This is a genomic window from Candidatus Hydrogenedens sp. (assembly GCA_035378955.1).
In the GTDB taxonomy this organism is placed as follows: domain Bacteria; phylum Hydrogenedentota; class Hydrogenedentia; order Hydrogenedentales; family Hydrogenedentaceae; genus Hydrogenedens.
Map to the genome: position 1 here is coordinate 1 of DAOSUS010000053.1, position 19,499 is coordinate 19,499.

Consider the following 19,499-nt stretch of genomic DNA (forward strand, 5'->3'; position numbering starts at 1 on the left):
TAGTGAACCCACAGGTACTTTGTTGAAAATACTTATATTTGTAAAAGCAGCCAAAGATTTTTCAAAAGTTGATAGTTATATCCAGATAACAGCAGAGAAATGTAAAAAGTGTTTGCGATGTGTAACGAGATGTCCCACCAAAGCCATAAGACTATATGAAGATAACTTATATATTTTGTCTCATCATTGTATTAATTGTAATGAATGTATCAGGATATGTCCTACAAGAGTATTTGATTTGAAATACTATGAAAAAAACTGTGAGGAAGGAAAACAGGAAATATTTATTGCCCCTTCACCGTGGATTGCCTCTATTTTAGACAGTTGCTCATGGGAGGATTTTGAAGAAGAAATTTATCGTAAAAAAGGATTTAAAATATACCCATTAGCCTTGTGGGAAGATGTATTAAGGGAAGAGACACAAAGATATATTGAAAACGATGAAAAAATAAAGTTCCCTTTAATACTACCTGTTTGTCCTACAGTTTTATATTGGATACAAACAGAGTATCCCGCATTAATTGGAAATATTGCCCCTTATTTAGGACCTGTAGAAACGGCAATAAACAGTTTTCCTGAACAACGGAATATTTCCTTTGTGCCTTCTTGTCCTGCTCAAGTATCTACAATTAATGACAATAAGAATTCAGATGTTTGTATCAATATGATTTCTCCCCAAGAATTATTTGAAGTAATAATGGATATATCCAAAAGTGCTAACAAGAAAAAACAGATAGATGAAATTCATAATATAGATGTTAAGAAAAATAAAAGTAAGGATATAATAACGGTATCAGGAATAGAACAGGTTAAAACATTTTTAGAAAATATGGAAAAGAGAGAATTACCTATCCATATTAAAATGGTGGAATTGTATGCTTGCTATAATGGTTGTTTTGGTTCTCCATACTGGGTAACAGAACCTACTATATCAAAAATAATTTTTGATACATTTTGGGAAGAGCAAAAAGTAAAATACGAAAAGAAAAAAATAGATGCTATATTTAGGGTATCGCCTATCAATTCAAGAAAAGGTGTTAGACTTGATGAGGATGTAATGGAGGCTATTCAAAAACTTAGTGAGATAGAAAAAGTAAATAAAAAATTGCCCGGATATGATTGTGGTATTTGTGGTGCACCCTCATGCTTAAACTTTGCAGAGGATATTGTAATAATGCAAAAAGACATCAAGAATTGTCCATATTGGAACAAAACATAAAAATGGAGATAGATTTATGAGTATGAAATTAAAAGAAATTTGTGAAGAATTAAATTTACAACTCCTTACCCCTGGAATTTTTAGCTTATTAGATAGAGAAATAAGTGAAGGATATGTCTCTGATTTATTAAGTGATGTTTTAGCAAATGCTAAAAAAGGGTCTATTCTAATTACATTACAGACACATGTCAATGTAATAGCCGTATGTGTCCATGCCGAACTCTCTGCGGTTATTTTTATACAAAACCGTGTGCCCGATGAAAATGTGATTAAAAAGGCAGAGCAGGAACAAATAGTGTTGTTTTCATCACCCGATACAGCATTTAATATTGTGGGAAAATTGTATGAGTTGGGTATAAGAGGGTAATATTTTGTCTGTTATTTATGCTGACTTACATATTCATTCTATATTATCTCCCTGTGCAGACCGAAAGATGTTGCCCCAGAATATATATCCAGAGTTAATGAAAAAAGGGGTAAATGCATTTGCTATATGTGACCATAATAGCACAAGGAATGTACGAGCATTCTATGAATTTGGACTGAGATGGTTCCCTCAAATATTCTTTCTCCCCGGAATAGAGATTACGACAGAAGAAGAAGTACATATTTTAGGGATATTTCCCGATTTAGAATGTGCGGAGAATGTCGGAAACATTATAAGAGAAACTTTAAGTGAGGCGATAACTAAAAAAGACTTTTTAGAACCACAATGGATTATTAATTCTGAAGGAAAAATTATAGGCGAGGAAGAAAAACCTCTGTATTTAGCATCCGGTTTCAATTTAGAAAATGGAATCGCCTTATTACGGCAACATAATGCAATGATTATTGCCAGTCATATAGACCGACCTACCTTTTCTGTAACAAATCAATTAGGTTTTATTCCCGAAGACTTGTTTGATGTGTTAGAAATATCTCCAATTTCGGTTAAAAAAGTTGTAGAAAAAAAAGAATTTGTTTTGAGAAATTTTATTTATTCACTACCTCAAAGTCTTCCAGTAATTACTTCTTCCGATGCTCACTCTATAGATGAGATTGGACATGTTCGAACGAAAATATGTGTTGATAACATTTCTTTTACGGATATAAAAGAAGGAATAAAGAAAAACACAGTATTGGAGGTAATAGAACTTGATTGAACTATCATTACATATCCTTGATTTAATAGAAAATTCAATTAACGCAGGTGCTGATGAGATAAAAATACTTCTGGATATAAATGAAAAAAACGATTTGCTTACCCTGACAATTGAAGACAATGGGAAAGGTTTTAGCGTTGATGAGGAACAATTGTTTGACCCATTTTATACAACGAAAACATCAAAAGTAGTAGGAATGGGATTGAGTTTAGCCAAAAGTTCCGCAGAAAGAGCCGGTGGAGAAGTTGTAATTGGTAGAAGTGAAGATTTAGGAGGAGCCAAAGTAGTATTGACTTTTGTTTTATCAAATATTGACAGAATTCCCATAGGAGATTTAGGAAATTCCATTGCAGGAATGTTTATTACCAATCCCAATATTAATATTAAAATTTATATCATCTTCAATAACCAAACACAGCTATCAATCCATACGAAAGAATACCGAGAAAAATTCTCTGATAAAAGCGATATAGAGATATATCCATTTATAGAAAAAGAAATAAATAGGGTTATCAAAACATTAAATGTTTAGATAGTACTAATTAGGTTTCTTTATATTTTGCTTGAAAAGAATTAAACTCGAAATTAATGATGGGGCTGATTGAGGAAATTCTTGTAATGATTTTGATAGTTCTAAAAAATGTGTCTTATTAATTATATTTGTATTAAAAAATTTACATATTCTATCTTCAACATTAGGCAAGGTTAGAAAGTTCTCAATGAGTTGACCTACTAATAAAGGACTTAACGAATTCCTTTTGATTTTTCCTTTTGCTACTTCTTCCAATATAGATTTTATAACAGGGCTAATTTGTCGTTTGTTCTTTTCTAATAATTCATGAGAAAGATTTGTAAATAGTGACATAGAGAAAAGTTCGTGAAAATAATTTTCTATTTCATATCGTAAGAGTTCTGCAATAAAGGGGTGTTCAAAAGAGATGGTAAAATCAGAACTCAATCGTCGCAAAATATCCTGACTTTCTAATGCTAAACATTCCCACCCGGGTAATTCCTTGTCTAAAAATATCCCAATATCATCTGGAATATAAAGTGTAATTGTAAATGTGTAATCGTTTTTCGTTTGCTTACTTTCAGTATTTACATCCCCTTTTACTTGTTCCATAAAATATTTAATAGTCTTATAAGCAATTGATGGATATTCAAAAGGTTGATTTGTCCTTATCATGGTTTCAATTATAAAGTTTCTTCTTTCTGTTTCATAATTGACACTGAGTATCCCTGTTTTAAGGTTAGAAGGGATGATAAAAGGAGAAATGCTACAAATAAGTATGGAAGAAAAAGTAAGTTCAGGTATCTTTAATATAGGGATGGGTTTATCTATTTTAATCTCTATTTTTTTAGGATTATTTATGAACAGGATTAAATTATCCCATATAGAATTAAAAAATACATGGACATCAGTTATCTTATTTAAATTCCATGCAGATATATTATCTTGGATAAGGCTTTCGATATTATTTTCTAATGGAGAATAGAATGCAGGAAGCAATTCAATTAAAGGATTATTTTGATTATCAGGCAATTTAAATCCAGCAAGTTTGAAAACAATCTGATTTTGTTTAATTTGTATTTTCCCACCGTTTGTGCCTTTTGTCCACTGCATATTGATTAATGAAGTATTTAAGGGTAAAAAGTCATTAATTAAAATAGAGTTTGCTAATCGTTCCAGGTTATTTGAAGAGAAAACAATAAGTTTCGGGATTAAAAATCCAACTTCTTGGCTTTCCTCATAATGAATAGAAAAAATGTTTTTACCAATAAGTTTATGAAGTAAAGAAAGACAATTTAATAAAATTGTTTCGTCAATGTTCAAGTGAATTGATTGTATTTCATTCACGGTTTCTACATGAAGGTTAAAATAATCTTTTATGAGATTTAAGAAATCTTTGGTATTTTTTATACCAAGTTTTGGTTGGGAAAATAGTTGTAAAAAATCCTTCAAAGAGATGAAATGATTAGATAGATTGCTTTTATCTTTAGAAAGGACTAAAAGAATATAAATATATGTTTTCAACAATAATGCGTTAATCATAATTTATTTATAGGAAACCTAATTATTGGAAACATTATATCTTTTTGACATGTCATATTATATATAAAGTATACTTACACAACATTATACGAAGGTTATTTAAGTGGCTGACCGTATTCTACAAATATTAGTCCAATATATATGTTTGCTATTCTGTCTGTCGGCACATGAAGCGGCACATGCGGCTGCTGCAGACCGATTTGGCGACCATACTGCGCGAATGTTAGGACGATTAACATTAAACCCTATAAAGCATGCAGATCCCTTAGGCACTTTTATTTTGCCCTTAATGATGATGATAACACAATTCCCATTTCTTTTTGGATGGGCAAAACCTGTTCCTGTAAACATTAGGAATTTAAGAAATCCGAGACTACATTCGGTTTTTGTTGCTATTGCAGGACCTTCCGCAAATTTGTTATTAGCTATCATATTTACTTTTGTTTTAAGATTGACCGTTATAATAAACGGCATTTCAACCCCGGACGAAATGTTTGCCTCGCCAGCCTGTTTGGTATCTATTTCAATTGTAATGATAAATCTTGTTTTACTTTTATTTAATTGTATTCCATTGCCCCCTCTGGATGGACATCATGTTTTAAATTATTTTCTCCCTCCGGAAGGACAGAGATTTTTACAACAAATGGGACCCTTCGGACTTATTATTGCAATAACTTTAGGTTCACGAATTATTTCACCTCCTTTGCATTATATAGCAGGTTTTTTACTCACTTTCGGATTGACAGGCTTTAATCTACTATAAAGAGGCAACATTCATACCTTACTCGATAACTTTCCAAAGAATAACCTGATTTAGTATACTATTTACCTGTCCTTTCGATTTTCCAGATTTTGTTTATAAGAGATTTAATTTATTAAAGGAAGGTTTTTTATGGATTTGCCCAAAAATTATGATGTTAAGAAAATTGAAGAAAATTGGATAAAAACCTGGAAAGAAACAGGGTTATATCGTTGGGACCCATCAAAAACACGCGAAGAAACCTTCGTTGTGGATACACCGCCTCCTACTGTAAGTGGTTCTTTGCATGTAGGGCATATGTTTAGTTATTCCCATCAAGATTTTATTGTTCGCTATCAAAGAATGAAAGGTAAAAACATCTTTTTCCCTATTGGATGGGATGATAACGGGTTGCCCACAGAAAGACGAGTTCAAAACTACCTTAATGTTCGTTGTGAACCTTCAATGCCTTATGACCCCAATCTAAAAGTATCTCCAGGTAAAAAGGGGACACCCCCTCTTGCAGTGAGTAGAAAAAACTTTATAGAGTTATGTGACCAGGTTATTGTTGAAGATGAAAAGGCATTTCGGAATTTATGGACAAGGCTTGGAATGAGTTATGACTGGGACCTTGAATATGCAACTATTGACCGACATTGTCGCCTTATCTCTCAGGCAAGTTTCATAGAACTTTATAAAAAAGGAGAAATATATCAGGAAGAGAGACCCGTATTGTGGGATATAGATTATCAAACAGCCATTGCTCAAGCGGAACTTGTAGATAAAGAAGTTCCTTCCGCTTTTTACTATTTTCGTTTCCCTTTCCCTGATAGTGCTGATTATCTTGTCATAGCAACTACACGACCCGAATTACTTCCGGCTTGTGTGGCGGTTTTGGTTCATCCCGATGACGAGAGGTATAAACAATATATAGGCAAAACAATTTTAACACCATTATTCCATGTCCCCGTTCCTATTATGGCAGATGAGAAAGCAGAACCGAACAAGGGAACAGGGGTAGTTATGGTATGTACCTTTGGAGACCAGACCGATGTGGAGTGGTGGAAACAGTTTAATTTACCTTTGCGACAGATTGTGGCAAGAAATGGTTCTTTATTACATGTAGAATTTGTAAATACTGATGAAAAAACAAAAGGTCTTTCAGATACAGGTCATTTGATAGTTCCTTCAAAAAACCCTCAAAAAGCCAATGAAGTATATTCTAAAATGCAAGGACTATATACAGGAAATGCCAAGAAGGTTATTGTTGAGATTGCAAATCAAACAGAGGGTGTAATTGACCGTCCTGAAACTCAAATTACTCATGCGGTTCGTTTTTTTGAAAAAGGGGATAGACCTTTAGAAATTTTTCCTACACGACAATGGTATACAAGAATTATAGATAAAAAAGAGGCACTTATTGAGCAGGGTAAGAAAATAAGTTGGTATCCCGATTATATGTATAAGCGATATGAACACTGGGTCGAAGGGTTAAATCAAGATTGGTGTTTAAGCCGACAAAGATTTTTTGGTGTCCCTATTCCGGTATGGTATCCAATAAATGGAGATGGGGAAATAGTATATAGCAAACCTATTATGCCTGATATAAAAGACTTGCCAATTGACCCATTATCAGATGTCCCTGACGGTTATATAGAAGAGCAAAGAGACAAACCCAATGGCTTTACAGGGGAACCAGATGTCCTGGATACATGGGCTACAAGTTCGCTTACTCCGCAGATAGCAACGCATTGGTTCTTAAATCCAGAACGACATAAGAAATTGTTCCCGATGGATATACGACCTCAAGCCCATGATATTATTCGGACATGGGCTTTTTACACTATTGTAAAAGCCTATCTTCATGACGGTGATATTCCCTGGAAAAATGTCGTGTTGAGTGGTTGGATATTAGACCCTGACCGTAAAAAAATGTCAAAAAGTCATGGGAATGTAGTAACACCCGAACCCCTGATTGAGCAACATGGGGCAGATAGTGTGCGTTATTGGTCAGCCAAAGCCCGATTGGGGGTAGATACCGCTTATGATGAACAGGCTTTTAAGGTGGGTAGAAAACTATGCACAAAGTTATTTAATGCAAGTAAGTTTGCAATTATGCAACTCCAAAATATTGATAGAGGATTGTTAAAAAAAGAAACCATACAAAACCCCATTGATATTGCGGTTATCAATGAACTAAAAACATGCATTCAAAGAGCCACAACCAGCTTTGAAGAATTTGATTATGCCCAATCATTAATGTTAATAGAGGAATTTTTCTGGAGTGTCTTCTGTGATAATTATTTAGAAATTATAAAACCTCGTGTGTATCAAACGGAATTAAATGAAGAACGGCTTTCTGCTTGTAGTGCTTTGCGTTTAATCCATCGAGCTATTGTTCGTTTATTTGCTCCGTATTTGCCCTATATAACAGAAGAAGTATGGAGTTGGGAATACTCAAATGACAGGGATATGGCGACTTCGGTTCATAAAAGTCCATGGCCTTCTATCCAGGAATTTGATGCTATCCCTACTGCAAAATACCCAGAATTATATGAAGTCCTTATTTCATTGATTAACCCTATTAGAAAAGCAAAAGCCGATGCAAATATAAGTTTGGCTGCACCTGTTACAAAGATAGAGGTTAAGTGCCCTTCAGCAATGACTGAAGTATGTCAAATACTTATAAAAGATGTTGTTGCCATGCTTCATGTGAATGAATATGATGTTATAGAAGGAAATGAAAAGATAGAAGTTCTTGTTAATATTTAGCAATATCTCCAATCTTTTTAATTGATATAATAAGAATTGGGTTGTAGTTTAATTAGTGTTAGGTAAAAAAATGAATAACTTCATAAAAAGTGATATTTTAAAGACCAAAATTCAGAAAGAATATGTAAATATAAATGGGAGAGAGTTCCCTTTTTTAATACCTGTAAAAAAAATAAAAATTAACGAAAATATTATTCCGGAAGAAATTAAAAATAAGTGTTTATCGAAAACCCCTGAATATTATATCTATGATACAGCCGGACCTTATGAAAGTATCGAGGCTCTAACTAATTTTCAGATTGGAATCCCGAAAATACGAGAAGAGTGGATGAAATTAAGGGAACAAGTCCAAAGTATTCAAAAAGGAAATAAAACAATACGGAAAGGAAAACACGGGGAACGGGTAACCCAACGATACTATGCAAAAAAAGGTATTATTACTCCGGAGATGGAGTATGTGGCATATCGTGAAAGTATTGAAATAACGCAGAATAAAATATGGGTCGAGTGGTTATGGAAAGAAAAATCAAAAGAAATTATAGAAAAAGCAGTTATTTCCCCGGAGTGGATTTGTAAACAGGTAGCAGAAGGAAAAATTATTATACCTGCAAATATTAATCATCTTGAATTAGAACCGATGGGAATTGGTCAGGGACTACGAACGAAAATTAATGCAAATATAGGTAATTCCTCTATTCGGAGTGGAATAAAAGAAGAGATCGAGAAAATGATTTGGGCGGTGATGTGTGGTGCTGATACCGTTATGGACTTGAGCACAGGGGAAGAAATTGAATCTATTCGGGAGGCAATAATCCGTAATTCCCCTGTTCCTATTGGGACAGTGCCGATTTATGAAGTTTTAGAAAAAGCAGGAGGAAATCCTGAAGATATTTCATGGGAATTATATCGTGATATCCTAATTCAGCAAGCAGAACAGGGCGTAGATTATTTTACAATTCATGCCGGGCTTTTAGAAAAACATTTGCCCTTAGTGGAAAAACGATTGGCAGGGATTGTTAGTCGGGGAGGAGCGATTATCGCACGATGGATGAAGAAGCATAAACAAGAAAATTTCACATATACTCACTGGAATGAAATTTGTGAAATATTAGCCACCTATGATGTTGCCGTTTCAATTGGAGATGGTTTGAGACCGGGATGTATTTATGATGCAAATGATGAAGCACAATTTGCAGAACTAAAAATTCAAAGTGAACTTGCTAAAAGAGCAGGAAATTTTGATGTTCAGGTGATGCATGAAGGTCCGGGGCATATCCCTATGAATAAAATTTTAGATAATATCGAAATTCAAAAAGATTTGTGTAATTCCGCACCATTTTATACATTAGGTCCCGTTGTAACAGATATTGCAACAGGATATGACCATATTAGCTCCGCCATTGGTGCTACACTTATCGGTTCTGCAGGAACTGCTATGCTATGTTATGTAACACCTAAAGAACATATAGGATTACCAGACAGGGAAGATGTCAGAGAAGGAGTAATTACATATAGAATATCGGCTCATGCTTCAGATATTGCAAAAGGTTTGCCTTCCGCTTTTCTTCGAGATTGTCTTATGGCATTGGCAAGGGTTAAATTTTCATGGGAAGACCAGTTTGCCCTTGCATTAGACCCAGAAAAATCGTTAAAAATGTTTATGGAAAGCAACCCATGTATAAAGGAAAATGGAAAAGATAAAATAAATCAAAACTACTGCACAATGTGTGGACCTAAATTTTGTGCCATGAAACTTTCTAAAACTAATGAATAATGCTCCATCCAATGAAAATCGGAAAATATGAAATAGAAAAACCTTTATTTCTTGCCCCTATGGATGATATAACCGATTATCCTTTTCGTAATATTTGCAAAGAATGGGGTGCAGATGTTGTTGTTACTGAATTTGTGAGTGCAGAGGCAGTAATACGAAATGTAGATAGGTCATTGAAAAAAATGAGTTTTAACGAACAGGAAAGACCTATCGGTATTCAATTATATGGTAGTTCAGAATTATCTATGGCAAATGCGGCTAAAACAGCCGAAAGTTATGCTCCCGATTTTATTGATATTAATGCAGGTTGTTGGGTCAAGAAAATCGCAAATAGGGGAGATGGTGCAGGTTTACTAAAAGACCTGAAAAAATTGGAACGGGTCTTATCTGAAGTAAAATCAAATACAGAATTACCTGTTACTTTAAAAACGCGATTAGGTTGGGATGATAATCATATTACTATTTTTGATGTTTTAGAAATTGCATATAAAATGGGCATTGATTTTATTACTGTGCATTTGAGGACAAGACAACAGGGCTTAAAGGGAAATGCAGATTGGTCTTGGATATCTAAAATAAAAGAAAAAACAAAAATTCCATTTGTTGCTAATGGAGATATAAAAACACCCCAGGATGTTGAAGAATGTTTTGAATTAGGTGCAGATGGAGTTATGATAGGAAGGACTATTATTGGAAATCCTTTTTTCTTTAAGCGATGTAAATTGTATTTAGAAAAAAAAGATGAATACTTATTTGAACCGGACATAAAAGAACGATTGCAGTGGTGTCTTATACACTTTCAAAAGCATATTGAATATTATGGTGAACAAAGAGGAGTTCCTACATTTAGAAAATTTTATAATGGTTATCTGCACGGTTATCCTTATATCGGAAAGATACGCACAGAGATTATGAATCTTAAATCTGCCCAAAAGATAGAGGAAATATTAATATCTATTATGGAAAATCCAGAGAAAGTCTACGAAAGGGTTCATTCAGAAGCAAACGAATAAAGGAAAAATACAATGTTAGAGAGATTAAAGAAGGAAGTATTTGAAGCAAATTTACAATTGGTTCAGGATAAGTTAGTAATATTAACATGGGGAAATGCCAGCGGTATAGATAGAGAAAGTAATTTGGTAGTAATTAAGCCCAGTGGAGTTCCTTACCACAAACTAAAAACAAGAGATATGGTTGTTGTAGATATGAATGGAAAAATTATTGAAGGGGATTTAAAGCCATCTGTAGATTTACCTATTCACCTGGCTATATATAAAAATGTTCCCAATGCAGGTGGTGTTGTTCACACTCATTCCCATTTTGCCACATGTTGGGCTCAGGCAAGAAAACCTATTCCATGCTTGGGAACTACTCATGCAGATTATTTTTTTGGAGATATTCCATTAACAGAAATGCCGGATACAGAAGATTATGAAAATTCTATCGGACAACAGGTCGTTAAATGTATTTTACAAAATGGAGCGGAAAGATGTAAGGCGGTTCTTGTCCCGGGACATGGTCCTTTTGTTTGGTGTGAGAATGTAGAAAAATCAGTGGAAACAGCCTTTGTCCTTGAACAATTAGCAGAAATGGCATATCATACAATTGTAATAAATAACGGTAATATTAAAACATTAGAAGAAATGTATTTAAAAAAGCATTATGAAAGAAAATGGGGGAAAGGCGCATATTATGGACAAAGATAGTGTTTTTAATAATATATAAATGAAAATAGTTAAATATAAATATTTATGTATTATTCTAATATTATTCATTGTTTTTATTATGATTTCGATTTCTTTGTTCGCTAAATATATTTTTCCCAATCTCTTATATCAAAGGACATCTTTTATTTACAGGACACCAGACTATTATCAGTGGAAATATGAAGATGTTATTGTTCAAGTAGATAAAGAACAGACTCATGGATGGTATATTCCTTATGAAGATTCGAAATGTGTTGTCCTTTTTTCACATGGAAATGCAGGAAATATAGCAGACCGATTGGAATCTATTGGTATATTTCGAAAGTTGGGTTTAAGTGTTTTAGTTTATGATTATGGCGGATATGGTAAGTCAACAGGAAAACCTTCGGAGGAAAGATGTTGCAAAGATGCTTTAGCCATGTGGACATATCTAACGCAAAATAAAGGATATTCTCCCCAAAATATAGTTCTTTTTGGTCGTTCTTTAGGAGGTGCTGTAACGGCAGATTTAGCAACAAAAGTAGAATGTGCGGGTGTAATCCTTGAAAGCACATTTCTTTCAACAATTGATGTAGCAAGAGATATGTTTTCATGGTTTCCAGAACGATTTGCAAAAGGAAATGAATTTTATACAAAAAAGAAGTTAAAGGAAATAAAATCCCCTGTTTTAGTTATTCATAGTCCTCAGGATACCGTTATAAAATATTACCATGGGAAGAAAATATTTGAATTGTTGGAGTGTGAAAAAGAGTTTTTAGAAATTATAGGTGACCATAACGAAGGGTTTATTATAACGGGGGATAAATATATCAACGAGCTGAAAGATTTTATAGAAAGAGTATTAAATTTATCTGTGCGAGAATAGATTTTTTATTGGATAAGTGTATAGTCCACAGGGTTGAAATTATTGTTATCTAAAATTCGTGCAACGATAAACAAAAAATCACTTAAACGATTATAAAATGGGATAAATACCTCATTGGTCTTATTAGATTGAATTCTTTCTAAAGCAATTAATCGGCGTTCAAATTCTCTTGCTACTGTGGTAACTATATCTGCATAAGCAGAAACGGGATTACTGGCAGATGCAATAAACTTTCTTGGTAATTGAAGTTGTTCTTCTAATTGTGCTTGCCATTGCTCCAATTGTATTAGATGTTTTTGAGTTAATTTTGGATGATTGGGTGGAATTAATACACCCGAAGGGTCAGATATTTGTGTCCCTGTTATAAAACAGCAATGTATGAGCCATAGAAGCATATCAGAAAGAGATGTTTTATATGGGTTATCTGATTGTAAAATTAACAATCGAAGATAAGATAAGTTAGCACGGAGACTATCCAAAGAACCGAGACATTCAATAATTTCTGAATCTTTTGAGACCCAGTGTCCATCGGGTAATTTTGTCTTTCCTGTATCACCTTGTTTTGTTGTAACATAAGATTTTTTCATATAAAAATACCTACTTAATAATTTCAACACCTATGGGACAATGGTCAGAGCCATGAACATCGGATAGTATCCATGACCTTTTAATGTGTTTCTTAAATGTTTCATTTACCACATGATAATCAATTCTCCAACCAATATTCCGAGCCCTTGCATTGGTTCGATAAGACCACCATGTATAATGTCCTCCTTCTTTACAAAACATACGGAAAGTATCCACAAAACCCGCATTTAAGAATTTTGTCATAGATTCTCTTTCTTCCGGATAATAACCTGCATGATTTTCATTCTCTTTAGGTCGGGCAAGGTCAATTTCTGTATGGGCTATATTAAAGTCTCCACATACGAGTATGTTTTTTTTCTGCTTTTTAACGAAGTCGAGAAGTATTTGTTGCAATTTATCAATAAATTCAATCTTGTAGGAAAGTCGTTTTTTTTCTTCCTGACTATTAGGCCAGTAGGAATTAAACAGGACAAAATCACCAAAATCAGCTATTTGTACCCTTCCTTCATCTGTAAAAGCAGGTTCATTTATTTCTATTATTTGTAGAGGTTTCTTTTTGCAGAAAAATGCAGTTCCACTATAACCGGGTTTTTTAGCAAAACTCCAATAGGTGTGATAATGTGGTGGTATAGGAAAAGAAGGGTCCTTTATATCAGAAGGTTTTAATTTCGTTTCTTGTAAACAAATAATATCTGGCGAAACTTCTTCAAGCCATTCAGTAAAGCCTTTTTTTAATATGGAACGAAATCCGTTAACATTCCACGAAATTACAACCGTCATATATTTACTCCTGAATTCATGATAAATTTCTAATTAGTATAAGAAAAAAATTTATAATAAAACGACTTTGAACAATCATTAGAAATTGGATAGGTGAGACCTTTAGAAAGATTAGATATGCTATAAACTGTTGTATAATAAAAAACACATTTGCTATAATTATATTCCCTATGGCGGCGTAGCTCAGTTGGTTAGAGCAGCGGAATCATAATCCGCGTGTCCGGGGTTCGAATCCCTGCGCCGCCACTTTCTATTTATGTAAGGTCTTTTTTAAGGGAGATAGATTATGAATTATGTCCCATTAGGAAAATCAGGCTTAAAAGTTTCCGAAATTTGTTTGGGAACAATGACATTCGGTAATGAAGCAGATAAAGAAGTCAGTTTTAAAATTATGGATTATGCTTATGATATAGGAATAAATTTTTTTGATACTGCTCACAATTACAATAAAGGGGAAACGGAAAAGATTGTGGGGGAGTGGATAAATAGTAAGCGGAAAGATATTATCCTTGCCTCTAAAGTATTTTTCCCATCACAACAAGGGATAAATAATGAAGGATTATCTAAAAAAAATATTATGCAATCCGTGGAAGAATCTTTGCGACGATTGAAAACAGAATACCTTGATATACTTTATCTTCATCATTGGGACGAATATACATCCATAGAATATTCTTTAGAAGCAGTTCATACATTAATTATGCAAGGGAAAGTCCTTTATATGGGCATTTCTAATTTTTCTGCATGGCAAATAATGAAAGCAATTGCAGTAGCAAGAGAGTACCATTTTACCCCCGTTGTTTGTATCCAGCCTATGTATAGCCTTATTAAACGGCAGGTAGAAGTAGAAATTTTGCCTTTAGCCAAACAAGAGAATCTTGCTGTAGTTCCGTATAATGTTCTGGGAGCAGGAATGTTAACAGGAAAATACTTAAAAGGGGAGAAGGGAAGATTAATTGAAAATAAAATGTATCAACAGCGTTATAGTAACCCAATGTATGAAGAAATTACACGAAAATTTGTTCAATATGCAGAGGGAAAAGGTTATTCCCCAGCCGTTTTATCAGCAAGTTGGGTAAAAAGTAACCCGGCCATTACTTCCATCTTATTAGGAGCAAGGACTCTGGAACAATTCAAAGAAGTAATACAATGTGTTGATTTAAAACTATCCCTGGAACAGTGGGAAGAGATTTCAAAATTATCATATCAACCACCTTTACCTACAGATAGAGAACCTCTGGATGTTTATCGTTTAAGAGGTTGGTAGGTATCAATCATATTGTGCAAGATAAGGTTGTAATCGTTGGGTAAGGAATTCCCGCATTTCTTTTAAATTTTCGATTATTAAGTCTATATTTTGTGCAGGGACAGGTTGTCTTCCAAAAATTCCCCGCACTTCAACAAAAAGTTCTTTTTTACTGTGACGGAAAGATTCTATTAGAACATGATATATTCCTGGGGTATCGTTCGACTCCGGAAATACAAATCGTATCCCTGTTGTCGCTAAGGGTCTTCCAAAATGGTCAATCATGAGTTCCTGTGATTGATTTAATAATTTTTCCAAAATGAAAGATTTTGCATCTTCATATCGAGTTAGAGCAAATGTCGAGCGTAGAGTTCCTGTATGAGCAAGGAAAGCCATCTGATTTCTCACCTGTAATATCTTAGGTCCTAATTCTTTTACTTTGTTTAAAAATTCATTAAAAGTAATGGCTGTCCACTCTTCTATAATTATAGTTCGGTCTAAAAGAAAAAGAACTATGGATTGGTTTCTATTTCCTCGTGTAGAGTAAAAGCGTGTTTGCATGGGAAAACTAAAATCAATACTATCATAGGAAACAGGAGAACCAATTAAATCATAATAAAACCTTTGTAAAGTTTCTTTATTTATAGGCGTCGGATTATGTATCAGTTCAACAGAAAAATGAATAGGTCTGTCTTCTATGTGCATGAAAAACTCCCAAAAGCGTTATAATTCAATTAAAAATTAACAAATTTATACCATTATAAAATAAAATGTTTTAATAATAAAATAAGAAAGGAATTGAATTTGGAAGAAGGAAGAATACTTGCTATTGATTATGGTGAAGTTCGAATGGGACTTGCCATAAGTGACCCGCTACGAATTTTCGCTTTCCCTCTAACGGTAATAGATTTAAAGAAAAATGTAGATTTTATAAAGACGATACAGGATATTATCAAAGAAAAAGAGGTTAAGAGAATTATTATCGGTTATCCATTGAAAATGGATGGAAGTGAAGGGATACAAACAGAAAAAGTAAAGGGTTTTGTAGAAGAACTTAAAGGAAAGATAAATATAGATATTGAAATGGTAGATGAAAGATTAACTACTACCGTAGCCCAACGAGCATTAACAGATATAGGTATAGGACAGAAAAAACAAAGAGGTATTATAGATAAAATTGCGGCAGCAAAACTGTTAGAGACATATTTGGAATTAAATAAAGGGAAATAAAAAGTATAGAGGTATGAAAAAAATTCTATACAAAATAGTGCTTATGTGTTTGTTTATAGTGATAGGCTTATCATTGATGATAGGAGTTGTTGTTGTAGGTGGATATATATACATTGTAAGAGAAGGAGTCTCTGGAGAACCTATTGAAATAACAATTAACAAAGGAAGCACTGCGAAGGATATTGCTTTTCTATTAAAAGAGAAAGGACTTATTCCCCATGAAATTTTCTTTTTAGTCTTAATCAAAATGAAAGGAGGAGATAAAGATATAAAGTATGGTATATATTCTATTCCCAAGGGTTACTCTGCTCAACAAATATATGAACTTCTCCTAAAAGGTCCTATCCGTCCTATATATGCATATAAAATAACCATTCCAGAGGGGTTAACAAATAAACAAATATCCTTAACTGCACCAGACCCGCAAAAATTTCTGGAACTCGTAAATTCCAATGAATATGCAAAAGAAAAAAATATTCCGGGACCTACTGTGGAAGGCTTTCTAATGCCAGGAACATATCTATTTGAAGAAGTTCCTGATGCAAAGACCCTTGCCGATATGATGATAAATCAATTTGAGAAAGAATGGAAAAAATTAATGGAAGAAAACGGGTTTGAACTTTCCAATGAGGAAAAATATCAAAAAGTTATTGTAGCATCTTTAATTGAAGAAGAATCGAAAGTAGATGAAGAACGCCCTCTTATTGCCCAGGTTATATATAATCGTTTGAAGAAAGACATGCCTCTACAGATTGATGCAACATTACAATATGCTAATCAAAAGTATGGCGTATTACTCACAAATGCTGATAAACAGATAGATTCTCCTTATAATACATACAAATACAAGGGCTTACCTCCCACTCCTATATCCAATCCCGGTTTACCCAGTTTACGCGCAGCCTTATTCCCTGAATTAGGAGAATATCTTTATTTTGTATCTAATGCAGACGGAAAAACACATACATTTAGCAAAGATATTGATACACACACAGATGCCGTTATTCATTATCGTAAAGCAATAAAAAAGAAACAAAATAATAGAACAGAGTCTAATCAGAAACAGTAAATATTATTTATCTATTGTTGATTGCTGATTTTTTTGCGATTGCATAAAAGGAAGGTAGTAGCAAAGAGACAAATTATTATGTCACCCCAATATGAATTTCTATCATAATTAGGTCCACAGGAAATGATAAATCGTCTTTTTGCCCCTTTGCTAATTACCAGTGTTACTTCCGTATCTTTTGATACTTCCGTTCCAGTTGCTGGTTCCGTTCTAATGACTTTTCCTTTAGGAATATCTTTGCTATATTCCTCTTTTATTGTATTTGAAACACGAAGTCCTGCGGAAATCAATATTTGTGTTGCTTCCTCAACAGATTTTCCTCTTACATCTGGAATAGGTATTCCTTTTTCTCCCTCATTTGTTCCTTCTGTAGAACCTTCTACCGAACCTTCGGTAGTACCTTCAGGAGTCCCTTCAGGTATACCTTCACCTTCTACGGGGGTAACGGGTTTTAATCCAACAGATTCAGATTTGATATCCCCTTCAGGAACATTTGTAATCACCTGTCGTGATTCAAAATTAGGAGCAGTGATGTTTATGGTATAGGACCCTTCAGGAATAGAGGAAAATGTGTAAACACCATCTATATTCTGTGTTAATGGAGGATAAACAGCAGGATTTATAGATACAGTTGCATTAAGAATAGGCTTTCTATTATTTGCATTCCATACGACACAGGCAAGTGAGGATGCTATCATTGCTTTACCCTTGCCCAAATAATATTGGGTGTCTAAATTCCCTTGAACCATGGTCGGAATTTCCGCTGTATTTTCTGTTCCCCAATCGTTATTATGAGCCGTAATCTCATCAGTCCTTTCACTTATTATTGCTTTCCCTTCATTAAGATTAAATGTATTCCAACCTGTATTGGGGTCGTTAATATTACCTAAAGAATTAGATGGATTGTTACTTCCCGAATTATCTTCAATATATATTCCAGTAGGATTGCTCTTTGTAGAAAGTGTAGATTTGAAAACACATCTTCTTATAACAGGTATACTATCACCAATAAGAATTCCAATATTTAAATCTTGAAACAGACATCTTTCAATGATGGTATTGTAAGGATTTCCACCTTCAACGGATATACCTATTTCAGAACCTGTCCCAATGAATCGGATATTTCGGATATTCATAGAAGTATTGCCACAATTCAAAAGTATATTATTTGCGGCTATTGCTTTCTCTGGATTGATTACATTTATATTAGGTTTTATATCAACATTATAAATTGCTGTTTTATTGGCTCCAGTAATGCTTCCATAAATGGTAGCCCGATTATTATTTTCGCCGTGGGCTGTTATTCCAATTAAGACAATATTTTCTGATAATACAATATCCTCATAATAACTTCCCGGAAGCAGCACGATAGAGGATATTTTATTTTGTTTTGAAGGTATATTTGTATTTATGCTGGCAAGAGTAGTTGATATAGATGCTCGAGGAGAATTTAAAGTGCCAGGATTTTTATCATCACCAAAATTTGATACATAATGTGCTTCCCACGGAGAATGAGAATCAATAGGATTGCTCTTTATAAGGAATTCTTCAAGATTAGACAATCCATCTAAGTCTGCATCTTCTTTAGCATCATTGCGTAATGGATTTAAGTCGTATGTTACTTCAAAATAATCTGGCATACCATCATCGTCTGTATCTGTATCCTGGTCGGATGTTCCTAAGCAATTCTCTATACAAAGGGATAAACCATCTCCGTCTTCATCCGTAGGAGAAGTATCATTGGAACATTGATTCTGACACTGTTGTAATTGAGGGATATCACAATCAACAATAACACTTCTGGTAAGTGTAGATGATAACTCATTTTCGTCATAGACTTTATAAGTAATAGTATAAGTACCTGTATAAGTAGTATAAACGCTGCCAATAACATTTACACGTATATTATTTAGTGAACATTGGTCAAAGGCAATATACCCAGGGTCAGCCCATGTAGAATTACAAGGAATCGTAATTTGTGGGGGACCTATTAGAATAAGTATTGGTGGTTTCGTATCCTGAATAATTATATTTCTCACAGCATGAAGGGCTGGATGGCTCTCAGTTTCCTTTACCTGATAGTCAATAGTATATGTGCCGGGAGACGAGTAATTAACATTATCTGTTACAATAATTTCATTGGAAATATCATTTCCTAATGAGTCGAAAGCTACTGCACCCGGGTCAATAAAAGATTCCCCACATTCTATTACTACATCCGTTGGTCCTGTTAGGATGATTTGTGATGAATTAGAGATTACAATCACTCTCCGGGTAACTTTTACTACCTGTCCCTGGTCATACGGACTTATTACC

The 19,499-nt window shown here is 33.8% G+C and carries 18 protein-coding genes and 1 tRNA gene; 14 read left to right on the top strand and 5 right to left on the bottom strand.

Annotation, left to right across the window (positions count from 1 at the left end; translation table 11 throughout):
* The 4 genes from PLA12_10415 to PLA12_10430 all read left to right on the top strand — a co-directional run.
* On the top strand, positions 1–1,219 hold a 1,219-nt coding region (locus tag PLA12_10415; protein HOQ32910.1), incomplete at its 5' end, for a [Fe-Fe] hydrogenase large subunit C-terminal domain-containing protein.
* A 16-nt stretch (positions 1,220–1,235) separates the two neighbouring features.
* A complete protein-coding gene (locus tag PLA12_10420) occupies positions 1,236–1,586 on the top strand; it encodes a serine kinase (GenBank protein HOQ32911.1) in 351 nt (116 codons plus the stop codon).
* A gap of 4 nt (positions 1,587–1,590) precedes the next feature.
* Positions 1,591–2,361 (top strand): PHP-associated domain-containing protein, encoded by a 771-nt coding sequence (locus tag PLA12_10425; protein ID HOQ32912.1) that lies wholly within the window; start codon positions 1,591–1,593, stop codon positions 2,359–2,361.
* The gene (locus PLA12_10430; GenBank protein ID HOQ32913.1) at positions 2,354–2,893 is read left to right on the top strand and encodes an ATP-binding protein; all 540 of its coding nucleotides are present in this window, start codon (positions 2,354–2,356) and stop codon (positions 2,891–2,893) included. The genes PLA12_10425 and PLA12_10430 overlap by 8 nt, the downstream gene beginning before the upstream one ends.
* A 6-nt stretch (positions 2,894–2,899) precedes the next feature.
* Here PLA12_10430 and PLA12_10435 read toward each other — a convergent pair whose 3' ends face one another.
* Entirely contained in the window at positions 2,900–4,219 is a 1,320-nt protein-coding gene (locus PLA12_10435; protein HOQ32914.1) for a hypothetical protein, read from the bottom strand.
* A 298-nt stretch (positions 4,220–4,517) separates the two neighbouring features.
* Here PLA12_10435 and PLA12_10440 point away from each other — a divergent pair, with 298 nt between their 5' ends.
* From PLA12_10440 to PLA12_10465, 6 genes are all read left to right on the top strand, one after another.
* A complete protein-coding gene (locus tag PLA12_10440) occupies positions 4,518–5,177 on the top strand; it encodes a site-2 protease family protein (protein ID HOQ32915.1) in 660 nt (219 codons plus the stop codon).
* 129 nt (positions 5,178–5,306) lie between these two features.
* Positions 5,307–7,925, top strand: coding sequence for a valine--tRNA ligase (valS, locus tag PLA12_10445; protein HOQ32916.1), 2,619 nt, complete (start codon positions 5,307–5,309; stop codon positions 7,923–7,925).
* A 70-nt stretch (positions 7,926–7,995) separates the two neighbouring features.
* Positions 7,996–9,699: a phosphomethylpyrimidine synthase ThiC gene (thiC, locus tag PLA12_10450; protein ID HOQ32917.1), complete on the top strand. Its 1,704-nt coding sequence runs from the start codon at positions 7,996–7,998 to the stop codon at positions 9,697–9,699.
* Positions 9,700–9,710: 11 nt separating this feature from the next.
* Positions 9,711–10,712 carry a tRNA dihydrouridine synthase DusB gene (gene dusB, locus PLA12_10455; protein HOQ32918.1) on the top strand — a complete coding sequence of 334 codons (1,002 nt, stop codon included), beginning with the start codon at positions 9,711–9,713 and terminating at the stop codon, positions 10,710–10,712.
* Between the two features lie 12 nt (positions 10,713–10,724).
* Entirely contained in the window at positions 10,725–11,405 is a 681-nt protein-coding gene (gene araD, locus PLA12_10460; protein HOQ32919.1) for an L-ribulose-5-phosphate 4-epimerase AraD, read from the top strand.
* Between the two features lie 79 nt (positions 11,406–11,484).
* Positions 11,485–12,270, top strand: a complete 786-nt coding sequence (locus tag PLA12_10465; GenBank protein HOQ32920.1) for an alpha/beta hydrolase — start codon at positions 11,485–11,487, stop codon at positions 12,268–12,270.
* 5 nt (positions 12,271–12,275) lie between these two features.
* Here the strand turns inward: PLA12_10465 and PLA12_10470 are convergent, their stop codons facing one another.
* The gene (locus tag PLA12_10470; protein ID HOQ32921.1) at positions 12,276–12,857 is read right to left on the bottom strand and encodes an ATP:cob(I)alamin adenosyltransferase; all 582 of its coding nucleotides are present in this window, start codon (positions 12,855–12,857) and stop codon (positions 12,276–12,278) included.
* Positions 12,858–12,867: 10 nt separating this feature from the next.
* Entirely contained in the window at positions 12,868–13,638 is a 771-nt protein-coding gene (locus PLA12_10475) for an exodeoxyribonuclease III (protein ID HOQ32922.1), read from the bottom strand.
* A 172-nt stretch (positions 13,639–13,810) separates the two neighbouring features.
* Here PLA12_10475 and PLA12_10480 point away from each other — a divergent pair.
* Together PLA12_10480 and PLA12_10485 are read left to right on the top strand one after the other, a co-directional pair.
* Positions 13,811–13,884: transfer RNA gene (locus tag PLA12_10480), tRNA-Met, on the top strand.
* 40 nt (positions 13,885–13,924) lie between these two features.
* Positions 13,925–14,905: an aldo/keto reductase gene (locus PLA12_10485; protein ID HOQ32923.1), complete on the top strand. Its 981-nt coding sequence runs from the start codon at positions 13,925–13,927 to the stop codon at positions 14,903–14,905.
* Positions 14,906–14,908: 3 nt separating this feature from the next.
* On the opposite strand, the gene PLA12_10490 is transcribed toward PLA12_10485, so the two are convergent.
* Positions 14,909–15,589: a hypothetical protein gene (locus PLA12_10490; GenBank protein ID HOQ32924.1), complete on the bottom strand. Its 681-nt coding sequence runs from the start codon at positions 15,587–15,589 to the stop codon at positions 14,909–14,911.
* A gap of 99 nt (positions 15,590–15,688) precedes the next feature.
* Between PLA12_10490 and ruvX the strand changes: the two genes are divergently transcribed.
* Both ruvX and mltG read left to right on the top strand, forming a co-directional pair.
* Complete coding sequence (gene ruvX / locus PLA12_10495; protein ID HOQ32925.1) at positions 15,689–16,114, top strand: Holliday junction resolvase RuvX; 426 nt, start codon at positions 15,689–15,691, stop codon at positions 16,112–16,114.
* 13 nt (positions 16,115–16,127) lie between these two features.
* Complete coding sequence (gene mltG / locus PLA12_10500; protein ID HOQ32926.1) at positions 16,128–17,183, top strand: endolytic transglycosylase MltG; 1,056 nt, start codon at positions 16,128–16,130, stop codon at positions 17,181–17,183.
* A gap of 11 nt (positions 17,184–17,194) precedes the next feature.
* On the opposite strand, the gene PLA12_10505 is transcribed toward mltG, so the two are convergent.
* Positions 17,195–19,499: DUF5011 domain-containing protein (locus PLA12_10505; GenBank protein HOQ32927.1), on the bottom strand; the 2,305-nt coding region annotated here is incomplete at its 5' end.

What these genes read in the sequence shown, in the direction of transcription:
- araD (HOQ32919.1), top strand. Translation starts at nt 10,725, where the DNA reads ATGTTAGAGAGATTAAAGAAGGAAGTATTTGAAGCAAATTTACAATTG.
- PLA12_10475 (HOQ32922.1), bottom strand. Translation starts at nt 13,638, where the DNA reads ATGACGGTTGTAATTTCGTGGAATGTTAACGGATTTCGTTCCATATTA.
- PLA12_10465 (HOQ32920.1), top strand. Translation starts at nt 11,485, where the DNA reads ATGATTTCGATTTCTTTGTTCGCTAAATATATTTTTCCCAATCTCTTA.
- thiC (HOQ32917.1), top strand. Translation starts at nt 7,996, where the DNA reads ATGAATAACTTCATAAAAAGTGATATTTTAAAGACCAAAATTCAGAAA.
- dusB (HOQ32918.1), top strand. Translation starts at nt 9,711, where the DNA reads ATGAAAATCGGAAAATATGAAATAGAAAAACCTTTATTTCTTGCCCCT.
- PLA12_10470 (HOQ32921.1), bottom strand. Translation starts at nt 12,857, where the DNA reads ATGAAAAAATCTTATGTTACAACAAAACAAGGTGATACAGGAAAGACA.
- mltG (HOQ32926.1), top strand. Translation starts at nt 16,128, where the DNA reads ATGAAAAAAATTCTATACAAAATAGTGCTTATGTGTTTGTTTATAGTG.
- PLA12_10490 (HOQ32924.1), bottom strand. Translation starts at nt 15,589, where the DNA reads ATGCACATAGAAGACAGACCTATTCATTTTTCTGTTGAACTGATACAT.
- PLA12_10420 (HOQ32911.1), top strand. Translation starts at nt 1,236, where the DNA reads ATGAGTATGAAATTAAAAGAAATTTGTGAAGAATTAAATTTACAACTC.
- valS (HOQ32916.1), top strand. Translation starts at nt 5,307, where the DNA reads ATGGATTTGCCCAAAAATTATGATGTTAAGAAAATTGAAGAAAATTGG.
- PLA12_10485 (HOQ32923.1), top strand. Translation starts at nt 13,925, where the DNA reads ATGAATTATGTCCCATTAGGAAAATCAGGCTTAAAAGTTTCCGAAATT.